Origin of the sequence: Pantoea sp. At-9b (genome assembly GCF_000175935.2) — a bacterium.
GTDB lineage: Bacteria > Pseudomonadota > Gammaproteobacteria > Enterobacterales > Enterobacteriaceae > Pantoea.
Map to the genome: position 1 here is coordinate 3550051 of NC_014837.1, position 15508 is coordinate 3565558.

The following is a 15508-nucleotide window of genomic DNA, read 5'->3' on the forward strand; positions in this document are numbered from 1 at the left end:
ATAATGGGGTTAGTCATGCAGGGTTATTATTTCATCACCAATGATCAAATTTTAATTATGCATAAAAATATAACATAACAGGAAAGCTGTCTTATCAAGTCTGATAACCCTACCATCAGCAGGGGTGTTGTCAGCGTAGAAGGAATTGCGGCTTCGCTTTTTTAAATAAATGAATAAGATAGCGCCACCACTTCTTTTTCATTACTTCTTTAAATGACGAGTGAAATTATCACGGTGATCGCGATCGCAATTTTAATAAAAAGATGCGGGTAAAAAAAATAGCGGAAAAATAGATGGACCGAGCCACAAACGTGGCTCGGTGAAGAGAGGCTTAATTATTCGTCTTCAAGATAGGTATAACCGTACAAACCGCTCTCAAACTCTTCGAGGAACTGCGCGCGCAGATCTTCATCAATATCGGTTTGCTTCACCTGATTGCGGAACAGCGTCATCAGTTCTGCCGGATTGAGCTGCACGTACTCCAGCATATCCGCCACGGTATCGCCTTCATCCGACAGCTGCACTTCTACGCTGCCATCCTGGAAAGCGAACACATCAACCGCTTCAGTATCGCCAAACAGGTTATGCATGTTGCCGAGAATTTCCTGATACGCGCCCACCATAAAGAAGCCCAGCATCGGCGGGTTGTCGATATCATATTCCGGCATCGGCATGGTAGTGGCAATGCCGTCGCCATCCACATAGTGATCGATGGTGCCATCGGAATCACAAGTAATGTCGAGCAGCACCGCACGGCGTTGCGGCATTTTGTTCAACCCTTCCAGCGGCAGTACCGGGAACAGTTGATCGATACCCCAGGCATCCGGCATCGACTGGAACAAGGAGAAGTTAACGTAAATCTTGTCAGCCATGCGCTCCTGCAACTCATCAATGATCGGGCGATGCGCGCGGTTGCTTGGATCAAGATGCTGCTGGATGTAATGACAGATGCTGAGATACAGCTGCTCCGCCCAGGCACGCTGACGCAGATCATAAGTGCCAGAGGAGTAACCCGTATGGATGTCGAACAGATCCATCTGGCTGTCGTGCAGCCATTCACGCAGCGAGCGACGAACGTTTGGCTCGTGCATCTCCTGCCAGGTGTCCCACATACTCTGGATCGGACGGGGGGCATCAACATCCGGCGCTTCCGGATTACTGAATTCGTTGCGCTCTACACCAATGATATTGGAAACCAGAACAGTATGATGCGCGGTCACCGCACGGCCCGATTCAGTGATCACCGTAGGATGTTCAAGACCGTGTTCATCACAGGCATCACCAATCGCCCAAATCACGTTATTGGCGTATTCATTCAGGCCATAGTTCACTGAGCAGTCCGACTGTGAACGCGTCCCTTCGTAATCCACACCGAGGCCGCCGCCAACGTCAAAGCATTTGATGTTGACGCCAAGCTTCGCCAGCTCCACATAGAAGCGGGCAGATTCACGCACCCCGGTCGCGATATCGCGAATATTTGCCATCTGCGAACCGAGATGGAAATGCAGCAGTTGCAGGCTTTCGATACGCCCTGCTTTACGCATAATCTCAACCAGCTGCAACACCTGTGATGCTGCCAGACCGAATTTAGATTTCTCACCGCCGCTCGACTGCCACTTGCCAGACCCCTGTGACGCCAGACGCGCACGAATGCCGAGGCGTGGCACCACATTCAGGCGTTCGGCCTCTTCCAGCACCATGCGTACCTCTGTCATCTTCTCGATAACCAGGTACACCTTGTGGCCGAGTTTCTCACCAATCAGTGCCAGACGAATGTATTCGCGATCTTTGTAGCCGTTACAAACAATAACCGTGCGAGTCTTACCCGCGTGCGCCAGTACCGCCATCAGTTCCGCCTTCGAACCGGCTTCCAGCCCCAGCGGTTCGCCGGAGTTGACCAGCGACTCAATCACACGTTTGTGCTGGTTGACCTTGATGGGATACACCAGGAAGTAGTCACCTTTATAGCCGTAGGATTCTCGGGCGCGTTTAAAGGCACCATTAATCGAACGCAGGCGATGTTGCAAAATCTGCGGGAAGCAGAACAGCGCGGGCAGGCGCTGGCCGTCCGCTTCACGCTCCTTCACCAGCTTAGCGAGGTCGACGCGCACTTCCGGCATGTCCGGGTCCGGGCACACGCTGATGTGGCCTAATTCGTTGACGTCATAGTAGTTATTGCCCCACCAGGCAATATTGTAGGTGCGCAGCATTCGGCTCGCTTCCTGATCATTCATCGCCACCTCCTGCATGGAGCGGAGTACACCCTGTTCGCCAGCTGACGAACCCTTGATATTCTTCATGTCGTCAGACATCACGAACCTCAATTTTCCGTTGAAATATGAAAAAGTTGCCGGGTTTTGTCGTTAATACGCCGGGATAAAAATGCCCCATTTTGCCTGCTTATCCTCAAGAACTGCTGACGTTAAGTGTAAAACACCAGGCCAGGATGCGTGCAACCAGGCCAAAAATAGCCAGGAGTGCCATCATCACCCAAGCGTGAGAAAAATCACCAGGAATGTGGGAACAAGTTAGCCGGCGCTCGTGTCGGGATAATTACCGCAACGAACAAAACTTCGACTGGAGTGAAAAACAGAAGTGGAAATGGAAAGGATTGCCAACGCGCACGTTGAGCGCAGTGAACCGTAAAAAGAGAAAGGTTGGTTCATTACTTTTATCACCTCCAACGCATGGGGAAAACATGCGGGAAACGGCCTGGGTGAAAGCCAGATACCGGGATATCTGACGGGCGCGACGCACGGTGGCGTCATCCTTTTGGGCTGTGGTCGACAGCAGCGGCGATTTATACAGCCTGACGCATAAAATTGCAAAAGCTTTTGCCAGACCAGCCGCTCCCCAGATCAATACGGTGATCCGTGTCAGGAAAATTTTCCAGTTTGACTGTTGCGTAAAATGCGGAAACAGAAAAAGGGCTGGTAATTCGCTCAGTGAGTAACCTAGAATAGCCATCCAGATGCTCATACATCTAAACTGGTTAACATCCAGGCTGTGCAAGCGCTCTGCGCATTCACTTCTTACTGCTCGCGGCTTTGCCTAAAGGGGCGTCGAGCTTGGCATGGCCTCGCTTACGCTATGCAGTCGAATTCAAACCATTTGTAAGGTAAAGAACAGAATGGCTAAACACCTTTTTACGTCTGAGTCCGTATCAGAAGGACATCCTGATAAAATCGCTGACCAAATTTCTGACGCCGTGCTCGACGCCATCCTTGAACAGGATCCGAAAGCACGCGTGGCCTGCGAAACTTACGTGAAAACCGGTATGGTACTGGTCGGCGGTGAAATCACCACCAGCGCCTGGGTTGATATCGAAGAGATCACCCGTAATACCGTTCGTGAAATTGGCTATGTTCATTCCGATATGGGCTTCGATGCCAACTCCTGTGCAGTACTGAGCGCCATTGGTAAGCAATCTCCGGACATCAACCAGGGTGTTGACCGTACCGATCCGCTGGAGCAAGGTGCCGGTGACCAGGGCCTGATGTTTGGCTACGCCACCAACGAAACTGATGTCCTGATGCCAGCGCCAGTGACTTATGCGCACCGTCTGGTTCAGCGTCAGGCTGAAGTCCGTAAAAACGGCACCCTGCCGTGGCTGCGTCCGGATGCAAAAAGCCAGATCACCTTCCAGTACGATGGCGGCAAAATTGTCGGTATCGATGCCGTGGTTCTGTCGACTCAGCATGCGGAAGAGATTTCCCAGGCTGACCTGCGTGAAGCGGTGATGGAAGAGATCATCAAGCCGGTTCTGCCGACTGAGTGGATCAATGCCAGCACCAAATACCACATCAACCCGACTGGCCGTTTCGTAATCGGTGGCCCGATGGGTGACTGCGGTCTGACCGGTCGTAAAATCATCGTGGATACCTACGGCGGTATGGCGCGTCACGGCGGCGGTGCTTTCTCCGGTAAAGATCCATCAAAAGTTGACCGCTCTGCGGCTTACGCAGCACGCTACGTAGCCAAAAACATCGTTGCGGCTGGTCTGGCTGACCGCTGTGAGATTCAGGTTTCCTACGCCATCGGCGTGGCTGAGCCGACCTCTATCATGGTGGAAACCTTCGGCACTGAGAAAGTGGCAACCGAACAACTGACCCTGCTGGTGCGCGAGTTCTTCGACCTGCGTCCGTATGGTCTGATTCAGATGATGGACCTGCTGAAACCTATCTACAAAGAAACCGCTGCTTACGGTCACTTTGGTCGCGAACACTTCCCATGGGAAAAAACCGACAAAGCTGCACAGCTGCGCGAAGCGGCTGGTCTGTAAGTTTTTAGCCCTGCAGTACCTCATCAGGGAGGCCATTTGGCCTCCCTGTTTGTTTTCAACCGCAAAAATCCCCACCTGCTACGCTTACACCATCCCGCTTACAACAAAATGTTAACGATTACATTTTGAAACGCTTTAAATATCTGTGATTTAGGAATTTTGCAGCGTAGTTATTCCTGTAAAAATGCGTTATTTTCAGCGTCGTCTGATAGCCGATATTTAGAATGATGTCAGAAACTTAACGGGTGCTATACCTTACTGGTTACAGAACCATTTTGGGCGAAAAATGCTGAATGACAGGGATTCAGCGAGTGTAACCGATTACATTCATGTGATCGTCCTCACTTTTTCCCGCAAGCAGGTTCCTTAACATTGATAAAAACAACGATAGATAAATTTGGAGGCAATATGCCTGGCAATACTCATAAAAGCAGAACCTCAAATAAGGCTATGACCTTGTTTGTCTGCTTTCTCGCGGCTCTGGCCGGCCTGCTGTTCGGCCTGGATATCGGCGTTATCGCTGGTGCCCTGCCCTTTATCGCTAAAGACTTTAACGTTACTGCCCACCAGCAGGAGTGGATCGTTAGCTCAATGATGTTTGGTGCCGCAGTGGGTGCAATCGGCAGCGGTTGGATGTCGTCACAACTGGGCCGTAAAAAAAGCCTGATGGCCGGTGCCATTCTGTTTGTGATTGGCTCCCTGTGGTCAGCCTTTGCATCTAACCCGGAAATGCTGATTGTTGCGCGTGTGGTTCTCGGCCTGGCCGTGGGTGTGGCGTCTTATACTGCACCGCTGTATCTGTCTGAAATCGCACCGGAAAAAATCCGCGGTAGTATGATTTCTCTGTATCAGCTGATGATCACCATCGGTATCCTGGCAGCTTACCTGTCCGACACCGCGTTCAGCGATGCGGGCGCATGGCGCTGGATGCTGGGCGTGATCACCATCCCGGCAATCCTGCTGTTGGTTGGTGTGGTGTTCCTGCCCAACAGCCCGCGCTGGCTGGCGGCGAAAGGCAACTTCCGTGATGCTCAGCGTGTGCTGGACCGTCTGCGCGACACCAGCGAGCAGGCGAAACGCGAGCTGGATGAAATCCGTGAAAGTCTGAAGATTAAGCAATCCGGCTGGCAGCTGTTCCAGAGCAACAGCAACTTCCGCCGCGCGGTGTTCCTCGGCGTGTTGTTGCAGGTGATGCAGCAGTTCACCGGTATGAACGTCATCATGTACTACGCACCGAAAATCTTTGAAATTGCGGGTTTCGCCAATACCACGCAGCAAATGTGGGGCACGGTAATTGTCGGTCTGGTGAACGTGCTGGCGACCTTTATCGCTATCGGGCTGGTGGATCGCTGGGGCCGTAAACCGACGCTGGTGCTGGGCTTCCTGGTCATGGCCGCCGGTATGGGTATCCTCGGCACCATGCTGCACGTGGGGATTAACTCCGCCGGTGCGCAGTACTTCGCAGTGGCTATGCTGCTGATGTTTATCGTGGGCTTTGCCATGAGCGCCGGTCCGCTGATTTGGGTACTGTGCTCTGAAATCCAGCCGCTGAAAGGCCGTGACTTTGGTATCACCGTCTCTACTGCGACCAACTGGATCGCCAACATGATTGTTGGTGCCACCTTCCTGACCATGCTGAACTCGCTGGGCAACGCGCCGACCTTCTGGGTCTACGCTGGACTCAACGTGTTCTTCATCCTGTTGACCCTGGTGCTGATTCCGGAGACCAAAAACGTCTCACTGGAGCACATCGAGCGCAACCTGCTGTCAGGTAAAAAACTGCGTGAAATCGGTCAGGAATGATCGCAAACGTAGCAAACAAGGGCTGCCTGCGGGCGGCCCTTTTTTCTGGCGCATCCCGCAGCAGTTGAGTTCCCCAGCGCAACGCCTTATGCTCTCTGCCATGAAAACGCCCCGCCTGCCCATCGCCATACAACAAGCTGTGATGCGCTCACTGCGCCAGTTCCTGCAACTGGCAAATGAGCGGCTGGAACGCAGCTATCCCGAACCGAAGCTTGTCTATCAACAACGCGGCACGGCGGCGGGCACCGCCTGGCTGGAGAAGTGGGAAATTCGCCTTAACCCGGTGTTGTTGCTGGAGAATCAGCAGGCATTTATCGACGAAGTGGTGCCACACGAACTGGCCCATCTGCTGGTGTGGAAAACCTTTGGCCGCGTGGCCCCCCACGGCAAAGAGTGGAAATGGATGATGGAAGAAGTACTGGGCGTTGCCGCACGCCGCACGCACCAGTTCGAAATCGACTCAGTGCGAAGTCGCACCTTTGCCTACCGTTGTCGTTGCCAGCAACATCAACTCACCGTGCGCCGTCACAATCGCGTGCTGCGCGGTGAAAGCGAATATCGCTGCGTACATTGCGGCACCCTCTTGCAACCCGGTGAATTTTCAGCAAGTTAGTCGCTAATCTGATTTCGTCACCGCCCGCATTCTGCTAACCTGCCGCCTTTTTTCGCATCAGGTTAAGTTTGGAATATGTCTCGCAAAATTATTATCGCCCTCACCTTATTAGCCGCCCCGCTGAGCGCCTGGAGCCTCAACCTCAATAATTATCATCAGAACAACTTCCAGCAGGCCAAAGAATACGCGGCCTACATCAATGCCGATGCGCCCGGCAGTTTCTACTGCGGTTGCAAAATCAACTGGCAGGGTAAAAAAGGGGTGCCGGATCTCAGCAGTTGTGGCTACAGCGTGCGCAAAAATGCTAACCGTGCAGCGCGCATCGAATGGGAACATGTGATGCCAGCCTGGGAGTTCGGTCATCAGCGTCAGTGCTGGCAAAACGGCGGGCGCAAGAATTGCAGCAAAGATGCCGATTACCGCCGCATTGAAAGCGACCTGCATAACCTCGAACCTGCCATAGGTGAAGTAAATGGCGATCGTGGCAACTTTCAGTACAGCCAGTGGAACGGCGGGGAGCAACCCTACGGCCAGTGCAGTATGAAGATTGATTTCAAACAGAAGCTGGCGCAACCGCCAGAACGCGCACGGGGTGCCATTGCCCGTACCTACTTCTATATGCGCGACCAATACAAACTGAGCCTGTCACGCCAGCAAACGCAGTTGTTTACCGCATGGGATAAGCAATATCCGGTCACGCCGTGGGAGTGCGAACGCGACAATCGCATCGCCAAAGTGCAGGGCAATCATAATCCTTATGTGCTTCAGGCTTGCCAGCGCTAAAACCGCTACCCTACACTAGCTGTTTTCCGATTGAGCCGTGCCGCTGGCACGGCATTAACGCTGGCAGGAACCGCATGCGTATACCTCGCATTTTTCACCCCGAACCCCTTGCTGTGAACAGCGAGGTCTTCCTCGATGAAGACGCCGCCAATCACGTCGGACGCGTGCTGCGTATGAGCGCTGGTCAACGGCTTGAGCTGTTTGATGGCAGTAATCTGACTTTTGCCGCCGAAATCACCCAGGCTGATAAAAAGCGTGTAAAAGTAAGAGTCCTTGACAGTCAACAGGATGATCGTGAATCACCGCTTCATCTGCACCTTGGGCAGGTGATGTCGCGCGGCGAAAAAATGGAATTCACCATCCAGAAATCCATCGAACTTGGCGTCAACGTCATTACGCCCTTGTTTTCTGAGCGCTGCGGCGTAAAGCTGGATGCCGAGCGTCTGGCGAAGAAAATTCAGCAATGGCAGAAAATTGCAATTGCCGCCTGTGAACAGTGCGGCCGTAATCGCGTGCCGGAGATTCGTGAAGCGATGACGCTGGAAGCCTGGTGCGCTGAAGCCGCTGACGGGCTAAAACTGAATTTACATCCGCGTGCCAGCCACAGTATCAATACGCTGCCGCAACCTGTTGAACGCATTCGCCTGCTGATTGGTCCCGAAGGCGGTCTGTCGACAGAGGAGATTGCCATGACGGCACAGCACGGTTTCACTGATATTCTGTTAGGACCGCGCGTGTTACGCACCGAAACCACCGCCCTCACCGCCATTACGGCACTTCAGGTGAGGTTTGGCGACCTCGGTTAAGGGATACTTTCGGGTTGTAATAAGTCGCCAGTTTGAGAATGGCGTCCAGACTAAGCAGGGGCAGTGAATTCCCCCCTTGAGGAGAGAATAATGATTAAGCTTGGCATCGTTATGGACCCGATTTCGTCCATCAACATTAAAAAAGACACCAGCTTCGCCATGTTGCTGGAAGCACAGCGTCGTGGTTACGAAATTCATTACATGGAGATGAACGATCTCTCCCTGCGTGGTGGCGTGACTTATGCCCGCACGCGTCTGCTCAGCGTCGAGCAAAATTACGATAAATGGTATGAATTTGGCAGCGAGCAGGAGATCAAACTGGCCGATCTCAATGTGGTGCTGATGCGTAAAGATCCGCCATTTGATACTGAATTTATCTACGCGACTTATCTGCTGGAACGCGCTGAAGAACAAGGCACGTTGATCGTCAACAAGCCGCAGAGCCTGCGTGACTGCAACGAAAAACTCTACACCGCGTGGTTTGCCGACCTCACGCCAGACACCCTGGTGACACGCAGCAAAGAGAAACTGCGCGCCTTCTGGCAGGAACATGGCGATGTCATCCTGAAACCGTTGGACGGTATGGGTGGCGCATCGATCTTCCGAGTGAAGCAGGATGATCCAAACTTCGGCGTTATCACTGAAACCCTGACCAATCACGGGCAAAACTTCTGCATGGCACAAAACTACCTGCCCGCGATTAAAGACGGTGACAAACGCGTGCTGGTGGTTGACGGTGAACCGGTGCCTTACTGCCTGGCGCGTATTCCGCAGGGCGGTGAAACCCGTGGTAACCTCGCAGCCGGTGGCCGTGGTGAAGCACGTCCGCTGAGTGACAGCGACTGGGAGATTGCGCGCCGCGTTGGCCCCACGCTCAAAGCAAAAGGGCTGATTTTTGTCGGTCTCGACATCATCGGTGATAAACTGACGGAAGTGAACGTAACCAGCCCGACCTGCGTGCGTGAAATTGAAGCCGCCTTCCCAATCTCCATCACCGGTATGCTGATGGATGCCATTGAGAAACGTCTGGGCTAAGGATGCCGTCGGAGCCAGCCGCTCCGTGAATCTCTCCAATACCGGTATTGCCGCAGCAATACCGGTTATTTTTGGTATACGAGTGAGAATGAATTTACAGCATCATTTTTTGATTGCGATGCCATCCCTGCAAGATCCCTTCTTCAAGCGCTCGGTCGTATACATTTGCGAGCACAATGAAGATGGCGCTATGGGCTTGATTATCAACAAGCCGATGGAGAATCTGACGGTCGAAGGCATCCTTAAAAAGCTTAAAATCAGCCCATCAGATCGCGATCCGGCCATCAGGCTGGATAAACCGGTATTCGCTGGCGGCCCGCTGGCGGAGGACCGCGGCTTTATTCTGCATTCTGCTCAGCGCGTCTACTCCTCCAGTATTCGAATTTCCGACACCACCGTCATCACGACGTCCAGAGATGTGCTGGAAGCGATTGGCAGCAGCGCACAGCCCGAGCACGTGCTGGTCGCGCTGGGTTACTGCGCGTGGGAGAAAGATCAGCTGGAAAACGAATTGCTGGAAAACGCCTGGCTCACCACGCCAGCCTCCAGCACCATTCTGTTCCAGACGCCGATCGCGGAACGCTGGCGTGAAGCGGCAAAATGTCTGGGCGTGGATATCCATAATATGACCAATGATGCAGGGCACGCCTGATGGCCAGTGAAACGTTGCTGGGCTTTGATTTCGGCACCAAAAGTATCGGCGTTGCCGTCGGGCAGCAGCTGACGGGCACCGCACGTGCACTCACCGCGCTCAAAGCGCAGGATGGCACACCAGACTGGGGCCAGATCGAGCGGCTGCTGAAAGAGTGGCAACCTGACTACGTGGTCGTGGGTCTGCCACTCAATATGGATGGCAGCGAACAGGAACTGACCGCACGTGCACGTAAGTTTGCCAACCGTCTGCATGGCCGTTTTGGTGTGCGTGTTGAGTTGCAGGATGAACGCCTCAGTACGGTCGAAGCCCGTGCCGGTTTATTCGAACGTGGCGGCTACCGCGCGCTGCAAAAAGGCGCGGTCGATTCGCAGTCGGCGGTCATCATTCTGGAAGATTGGTTCGATACCCACTGATCGTTCAGATCTCCCCTGCCTGTTGTCGCGCCTGTTCGCTCTGGGCGAATGTTTGCATCCCGGCCTGCGCGCCGGTTTGCAGCACTCCTGGCAACTGATGCATTTTCCCTTCGCGAATCAGGTTCGCCACCGCAGGCGTGGCCACCAGCACCTCAAACAACCCCACCCGCCCTCCTTGCTTCGCGGGCACCAGCCGTTGCGCCAGCACCGCTTTCAGGCTTCCGGCCAGTTGGCTGCGCACCAGATTTTTCTCTTCGGCGGGAAACACATCCACCAGCCGATCCACGGCCTTCGTTGCGCCACGCGTATGCAGGGTAGCCAGCACCAGATGGCCGGTCTCAGCGGCCGTTAATGCCAGACGAATCGTTTCGCTATCACGCAGTTCCCCCAGCAGAATGACATCCGGGTCTTCGCGCAGTGCCGCTTTCAGCCCGTGGCGAAACGAAGCACAGTGCGCGCCCACTTCCCGCTGCTGAATCAGCGAACGCTGGCTGTGATGGACAAACTCGATAGGATCTTCCAGCGTCAGAATATGGCGTGACTGTTCGCGGTTCAGGCTATCGACCAACGCCGCAAGGGTGGTGGATTTGCCGCTACCGGTCGCGCCGGTAATGAGGATTAACCCCTCTTCCAGCAAAAGCAGTTGCTCAACCACCGACGGTAAATCCAGACTGGCGAGCGTGGGGACTTCGCTGGCAATCAACCGCAGCGCCAGTGATAACCCCTGGCGTTGCAAAAACAGATTCGCGCGTAATCGCACACCACTGCCCATCGTGATGGCAAAATCGACGTGCCCTTCAGCTTCCAGCGCCGCTTGTTGCGCAGTATCCAGCCACTGCATCATAAAGGCTTCCAGCCAGGCCGGTTCCAGCGCGGCTTGCTCCGGGATGGGCTCCAGCACCCCCTGCCGCCGCCAGTGTGGCAAATGTCCGCTGCAAAGGTGCAGATCAGCAGCGTTATGCTTTACACTAAGGGCCACAACTTTATCCAAATCCATAGAAACTCTCCTGACTATGACTTCCATTGAGCACAACTTACAGCAAGTACGCGAGCGTATCGCCGCTGCTGCCGCGCGTTGCGGACGCGCTCCAGAAGAAATCACGCTGCTTGCAGTGAGTAAAACCAAACCTGTGAGTGCGGTCGAAGAAGCTATTGCTGCCGGACAACGGGCGTTTGGCGAAAATTACGTGCAGGAAGGGGTTGAAAAAGTCACCACGCTGGCCGCACATCCTGATCTGCAATGGCACTTCATTGGGCCATTACAGTCGAATAAAAGTCGTCTGGTAGCGGAGCATTTTGGCTGGTGCCATACCGTGGATCGTCAACGCATCGCGCAGCGTCTCAATGACCAACGCCCGGCGCACCTGCCGCCACTTAATGTGTTAATTCAGGTAAATATCAGTGACGAGAACAGCAAATCTGGCATCATGCTGGAGGCGCTGCCGGCATTGGCACAGGAGATTTCTGCCTTACCACAGCTATGTTTGCGAGGTCTGATGGCGATTCCGGCACCCGAACAGGATTATGATCGCCAATTGGCGGTCTGCCAGCAAATGGCCGCCGCGTTTCGTGCCTTGCAACAGGATTACCCTGACGTCGATACGCTTTCTCTGGGAATGAGCGACGACATGGAAGCGGCCATCGCCGCTGGCAGTACTATGGTGCGCATCGGCACCGCCGTATTTGGCGCGCGGGATTATGCGCGCACTTCACAACAATAATTGAGGAACCTCATGTTAACAATGACGTTTTTAGTCAAAACGCTGATCGACCTGTACGTGATGGTATTGCTACTGCGTATCTGGATGCAGTGGTCACGCTGTGACTTCTACAACCCGTTGTCACAGTTTGTCGTGAAGATTACCCAGCCAATCATCAAACCACTGCGCCGGGTGCTGCCAGCCTTGGGGCCGATTGATACCGCCTCATTAGTGCTGGCATTTGTGCTGACCACCCTGAAATACCCGATTCTGTTGTTGATTCAGGTGGGGGTGTTCTCGGTCGATCCGACCAACCTGCTGGTTGGCCTGTTATCACTGCTGAAGTCAGCCGGTTATCTGGTGTTCTGGGTGATTATTATCCGTTCACTGATGAGCTGGATCAGCCAGGGCCGTGGCCCGATTGATTATGTGCTGATCCAACTGACCGAGCCGCTGATGGCACCGATTCGCCGTATTCTGCCGGCGATGGGGGGTATCGATTTTTCTGCCATGATTGTGATTCTGGTGCTGTATGCACTGAATTTCCTCGGCATGGACCTGTTCCCGGGTCTCTGGTATTTGCTGTAATTCGTTAATCTGGAACTGTTATGCAAAAAGTTGTTCTCGCCACCGGCAATCCGGGCAAAGTCCGTGAACTCGCCGACCTGCTGGCGGCCTTTGGTCTTGATATCGTGGCGCAAACCGAGTTGGGCGTGGAGTCAGCGGAAGAAACCGGCCTGACGTTTATTGAAAACGCCATTCTCAAAGCACGTCATGCCGCACAGATCACCGGTCTGCCCGCGATTGCTGATGACTCTGGTCTGGCGGTCGATGCGCTCGGCGGCGCGCCGGGCATCTACTCCGCCCGGTACGCCGGTCTTGATGCCAGCGATCAGCAGAACCTCGACAAATTGCTGATCGCGCTGGAAAACGTGCCCGAGGGCGAACGCCAGGCGCAGTTCCACTGCGTGCTGGTTTACGTGCGTCACGCTGCCGATCCTACGCCACTGGTGTTCCACGGCAGTTGGGCCGGTGAAATCACTCGCGCAGCCGCGGGTGAAGGCGGTTTTGGCTATGATCCCATTTTCTATGTCCCTGAATTAGGCAAAACGGCGGCTGAGCTGAGTAAAGATGAAAAGCGCGCCGTTTCTCACCGTGGCAAAGCATTGACGCTATTATTGGATGCGATGCGCAATGCCTGATTTACCACCGTTAAGCCTGTACATCCATATTCCGTGGTGTGTGCAGAAGTGTCCCTACTGTGATTTCAACTCACACGCATTGAAAGGCGAGGTGCCGCACATCGAGTATGTGCAGCACCTGTTGCACGATCTTGAGCAGGATTTACCTCTCACCAGCGGGCGCGAAGTCCGCACCATCTTTATTGGTGGTGGTACGCCAAGTCTGTTAAGCAGCAATGCGATGCAAATGTTGATGGATGGTGTCCGAGCACGGCTACCGCTGGCAGCCGATGCCGAAATCACCATGGAAGCCAACCCCGGCACGGTAGAAGCCGATCGCTTCAGTGGTTATCAGCAAGCCGGGATTAACCGCATTTCGATTGGCGTGCAGAGCTTCAGCCCGCAAAAGCTGGAACGTCTCGGGCGTATTCATGGACCGGAAGAAGCACAACGCGCGGCGCATCTTGCCGCTGGTCTTGGATTACGCAGCTTTAACCTCGATTTGATGCACGGCCTGCCGGACCAGTCGCTGGAGGAAGCACTCGACGATCTGCGCCAGGCGATTGCGTTGCATCCGCCGCATCTGTCGTGGTATCAGCTGACGATTGAGCCAAATACGTTGTTTGGTTCACGTCCGCCGGTGCTGCCGGATGATGACGCGCTGTGGGATATCTTCGAACAAGGCCATCAATTGCTGACCGCCGCCGGTTATCAACAGTATGAAACCTCGGCCTATGCGAAGCCTGGCTATCGCTGTGAGCATAACCTCAATTACTGGCGCTTCGGTGATTACCTCGGCATTGGTTGTGGTGCCCATGGCAAACTGACGCAGCCTGATGGCCGCATTGTACGCACCGTCAAAACCCGTCACCCACGTGGTTTTATGAAGGGCAATTACCTCGATAAGCAGCATGATGTCGCGGATGCGGATAAACCGTTCGAGTTCTTTATGAACCGTTTCCGTCTGCTGGAGGCCGCACCGCGCGCCGATTTCTGCCGCTACACCGGGCTGGAAGAAGCCGTAATCCGTCCACAGATTGATGCGGCAATTGCAGCGGGTTATGTGCTGGAAACGGAACAACATTGGCAGATTACGGAGAAAGGAAAATTGTTCCTTAACTCGCTGCTGGAATTGTTTCTGGTGGAAGAATAAATCTTGATCGTCGCGGCGCGATCAATCGCGCCGCGACAGAATCAACTTCTCTCGGTATTTTGTCGCAGCTGCAGCAGATTGGTATTAATCAGCGCGATATTCACTTCGCATGGCGTGCCGTCATCCAGATAAACCGTTTCACTGATCTCCAGCACCGCATCATTTTCTCGCAAATTCAGAAGATTAAGCTGTTCGCTATCCGTTAAATTGATGGCACTTAAATTCTGGTCCCTGCGCTGAACCTTCTTCCCGGTAAGCTGTTCAATATAAGAGTATTTGGATATCTCCAGCTTGCTGAATTCCATGCTGCTAAACATGGTCACCGGCAGATGGATATGTTCGAGCGCCACCGGAATATCATCAAAGCACATCAGACGGACGATTTTATACACCTGATCGCTGTTCTTAATACGTAACGACTGCGCCATATCCGGCGTTGGCACCTTCATAATGCTGACGGTGATAACTTTCCTGATGCCTTTATAGCCTTTTTTCTGCGCCTGATAATCAAACGGTGACAGCGCATGAAAACGGCCAGAATGGTTACTTTTGCCGATCGAGCCAACAAACAGGCCGGATCCTTTCACCCGGTAAATGCGCTGCTGTTCAATCAAAATCCTTGTCGCTTCGCGCACCGTCGCTCGGGTAATACCGATGTTCTTGGCTATCGCAATTTCGGTGTCGAGCTTATCGCCAGGCAGAAGCCCATCCTCTTTGATTTTACGGAGGATGTAATCGACAACCTCTTTCTGCTTCTCAGTAATGCCATCGACCATCAACGTTCTTCCCGATAAGTGTAAGACCCGACTACAACGAGCCATAAATGCACATGTATGCCTGAGTTTATTTTCTTCGCACCAGCCTGACCGTATGAGGATGTGATCCAGTTAACGAATTTGCACTCCAGCTCAGGGTGTCCAGCCAGATTTCAATCTTACATATTGTATCTGTACACGTCCAGGTGCATCATCAAGATGACTAGACACATTAAACATGTATAGACTTAATCAGGCAACTGTAAAACCTGATTGCTAAAAAATAAAAATCAGTGTGTTCGAATCAATAAAATCAATCAACATAATGA

The 15508-nt window shown here is 53.5% G+C and carries 16 protein-coding genes; 12 read left to right on the forward strand and 4 right to left on the reverse strand.

Annotated elements, in window-relative coordinates:
• Window positions 1–335: 335 nt before the first annotated feature.
• On the reverse strand, window positions 336–2312 hold the full coding sequence (gene speA / locus PAT9B_RS16230) for a biosynthetic arginine decarboxylase (protein ID WP_013510361.1): 1977 nt from the start codon (window positions 2310–2312) through the stop codon (window positions 336–338).
• Window positions 2313–2553: 241 nt separating this feature from the next.
• Window positions 2554–2967 (reverse strand): hypothetical protein, encoded by a 414-nt coding sequence (locus tag PAT9B_RS16235; protein WP_013510362.1) that lies wholly within the window; start codon window positions 2965–2967, stop codon window positions 2554–2556.
• A 163-nt stretch (window positions 2968–3130) separates the two neighbouring features.
• On the opposite strand from PAT9B_RS16235, the gene metK reads away from it, so the two are divergent.
• The 8 genes from metK (at window position 3131) to ruvX (ending at window position 10390) form a co-directional block, all read left to right on the forward strand.
• On the forward strand, window positions 3131–4282 hold the full coding sequence (gene metK / locus PAT9B_RS16240) for a methionine adenosyltransferase (protein ID WP_013510363.1): 1152 nt from the start codon (window positions 3131–3133) through the stop codon (window positions 4280–4282).
• Window positions 4283–4690: 408 nt separating this feature from the next.
• Window positions 4691–6085, forward strand: a complete 1395-nt coding sequence (locus PAT9B_RS16245) for a sugar porter family MFS transporter (protein WP_013510364.1) — start codon at window positions 4691–4693, stop codon at window positions 6083–6085.
• A 100-nt stretch (window positions 6086–6185) separates the two neighbouring features.
• A complete protein-coding gene (locus PAT9B_RS16250) occupies window positions 6186–6698 on the forward strand; it encodes a SprT family zinc-dependent metalloprotease (protein WP_083810336.1) in 513 nt (170 codons plus the stop codon).
• A gap of 75 nt (window positions 6699–6773) precedes the next feature.
• A complete protein-coding gene (gene endA, locus PAT9B_RS16255; RefSeq protein ID WP_013510366.1) occupies window positions 6774–7481 on the forward strand; it encodes a deoxyribonuclease I in 708 nt (235 codons plus the stop codon).
• Window positions 7482–7555: 74 nt separating this feature from the next.
• Window positions 7556–8287 carry a 16S rRNA (uracil(1498)-N(3))-methyltransferase gene (rsmE, locus tag PAT9B_RS16260; RefSeq protein WP_013510367.1) on the forward strand — a complete coding sequence of 244 codons (732 nt, stop codon included), beginning with the start codon at window positions 7556–7558 and terminating at the stop codon, window positions 8285–8287.
• A 90-nt stretch (window positions 8288–8377) separates the two neighbouring features.
• Window positions 8378–9322 (forward strand): glutathione synthase, encoded by a 945-nt coding sequence (gshB, locus tag PAT9B_RS16265; protein ID WP_013510368.1) that lies wholly within the window; start codon window positions 8378–8380, stop codon window positions 9320–9322.
• Between the two features lie 88 nt (window positions 9323–9410).
• Window positions 9411–9974: a YqgE/AlgH family protein gene (locus tag PAT9B_RS16270; protein ID WP_013510369.1), complete on the forward strand. Its 564-nt coding sequence runs from the start codon at window positions 9411–9413 to the stop codon at window positions 9972–9974.
• Window positions 9974–10390, forward strand: a complete 417-nt coding sequence (gene ruvX, locus PAT9B_RS16275) for a Holliday junction resolvase RuvX (RefSeq protein WP_013510370.1) — start codon at window positions 9974–9976, stop codon at window positions 10388–10390. The genes PAT9B_RS16270 and ruvX overlap by 1 nt, the downstream gene beginning before the upstream one ends.
• 4 nt (window positions 10391–10394) lie before the next feature.
• Here the strand turns inward: ruvX and PAT9B_RS16280 are convergent, their stop codons facing one another.
• Window positions 10395–11387: a type IV pilus twitching motility protein PilT gene (locus tag PAT9B_RS16280; RefSeq protein ID WP_013510371.1), complete on the reverse strand. Its 993-nt coding sequence runs from the start codon at window positions 11385–11387 to the stop codon at window positions 10395–10397.
• A 16-nt stretch (window positions 11388–11403) separates the two neighbouring features.
• Between PAT9B_RS16280 and PAT9B_RS16285 the strand changes: the two genes are divergently transcribed.
• From PAT9B_RS16285 to hemW, 4 genes are read left to right on the forward strand one after another with little or no spacing between them, the layout of a single operon-like run.
• A complete protein-coding gene (locus tag PAT9B_RS16285) occupies window positions 11404–12111 on the forward strand; it encodes a YggS family pyridoxal phosphate-dependent enzyme (protein ID WP_013510372.1) in 708 nt (235 codons plus the stop codon).
• A 12-nt stretch (window positions 12112–12123) separates the two neighbouring features.
• Entirely contained in the window at window positions 12124–12678 is a 555-nt protein-coding gene (locus tag PAT9B_RS16290; RefSeq protein ID WP_013510373.1) for a YggT family protein, read from the forward strand.
• A gap of 20 nt (window positions 12679–12698) precedes the next feature.
• Window positions 12699–13292, forward strand: coding sequence for an XTP/dITP diphosphatase (locus PAT9B_RS16295; RefSeq protein WP_013510374.1), 594 nt, complete (start codon window positions 12699–12701; stop codon window positions 13290–13292).
• Window positions 13285–14424 (forward strand): radical SAM family heme chaperone HemW, encoded by a 1140-nt coding sequence (gene hemW / locus PAT9B_RS16300; protein ID WP_013510375.1) that lies wholly within the window; start codon window positions 13285–13287, stop codon window positions 14422–14424. The genes PAT9B_RS16295 and hemW overlap by 8 nt, the downstream gene beginning before the upstream one ends.
• 41 nt (window positions 14425–14465) lie before the next feature.
• Here hemW and PAT9B_RS16305 read toward each other — a convergent pair whose 3' ends face one another.
• A complete protein-coding gene (locus tag PAT9B_RS16305; RefSeq protein WP_013510376.1) occupies window positions 14466–15200 on the reverse strand; it encodes a GntR family transcriptional regulator in 735 nt (244 codons plus the stop codon).
• Window positions 15201–15508: the final 308 nt, after the last annotated feature.

Coding starts and splice junctions, on each gene's coding strand:
- speA (WP_013510361.1), bottom strand. CDS start 2,312: ATGTCTGACGACATGAAGAATATCAAGGGTTCGTCAGCTGGCGAACAG.
- PAT9B_RS16235 (WP_013510362.1), bottom strand. CDS start 2,967: ATGGCTATTCTAGGTTACTCACTGAGCGAATTACCAGCCCTTTTTCTG.
- metK (WP_013510363.1), top strand. CDS start 3,131: ATGGCTAAACACCTTTTTACGTCTGAGTCCGTATCAGAAGGACATCCT.
- PAT9B_RS16245 (WP_013510364.1), top strand. CDS start 4,691: ATGCCTGGCAATACTCATAAAAGCAGAACCTCAAATAAGGCTATGACC.
- PAT9B_RS16250 (WP_083810336.1), top strand. CDS start 6,186: ATGAAAACGCCCCGCCTGCCCATCGCCATACAACAAGCTGTGATGCGC.
- endA (WP_013510366.1), top strand. CDS start 6,774: ATGTCTCGCAAAATTATTATCGCCCTCACCTTATTAGCCGCCCCGCTG.
- rsmE (WP_013510367.1), top strand. CDS start 7,556: ATGCGTATACCTCGCATTTTTCACCCCGAACCCCTTGCTGTGAACAGC.
- gshB (WP_013510368.1), top strand. CDS start 8,378: ATGATTAAGCTTGGCATCGTTATGGACCCGATTTCGTCCATCAACATT.
- PAT9B_RS16270 (WP_013510369.1), top strand. CDS start 9,411: ATGAATTTACAGCATCATTTTTTGATTGCGATGCCATCCCTGCAAGAT.
- ruvX (WP_013510370.1), top strand. CDS start 9,974: ATGGCCAGTGAAACGTTGCTGGGCTTTGATTTCGGCACCAAAAGTATC.
- PAT9B_RS16280 (WP_013510371.1), bottom strand. CDS start 11,387: ATGGATTTGGATAAAGTTGTGGCCCTTAGTGTAAAGCATAACGCTGCT.
- PAT9B_RS16285 (WP_013510372.1), top strand. CDS start 11,404: ATGACTTCCATTGAGCACAACTTACAGCAAGTACGCGAGCGTATCGCC.
- PAT9B_RS16290 (WP_013510373.1), top strand. CDS start 12,124: ATGTTAACAATGACGTTTTTAGTCAAAACGCTGATCGACCTGTACGTG.
- PAT9B_RS16295 (WP_013510374.1), top strand. CDS start 12,699: ATGCAAAAAGTTGTTCTCGCCACCGGCAATCCGGGCAAAGTCCGTGAA.
- hemW (WP_013510375.1), top strand. CDS start 13,285: ATGCCTGATTTACCACCGTTAAGCCTGTACATCCATATTCCGTGGTGT.
- PAT9B_RS16305 (WP_013510376.1), bottom strand. CDS start 15,200: ATGGTCGATGGCATTACTGAGAAGCAGAAAGAGGTTGTCGATTACATC.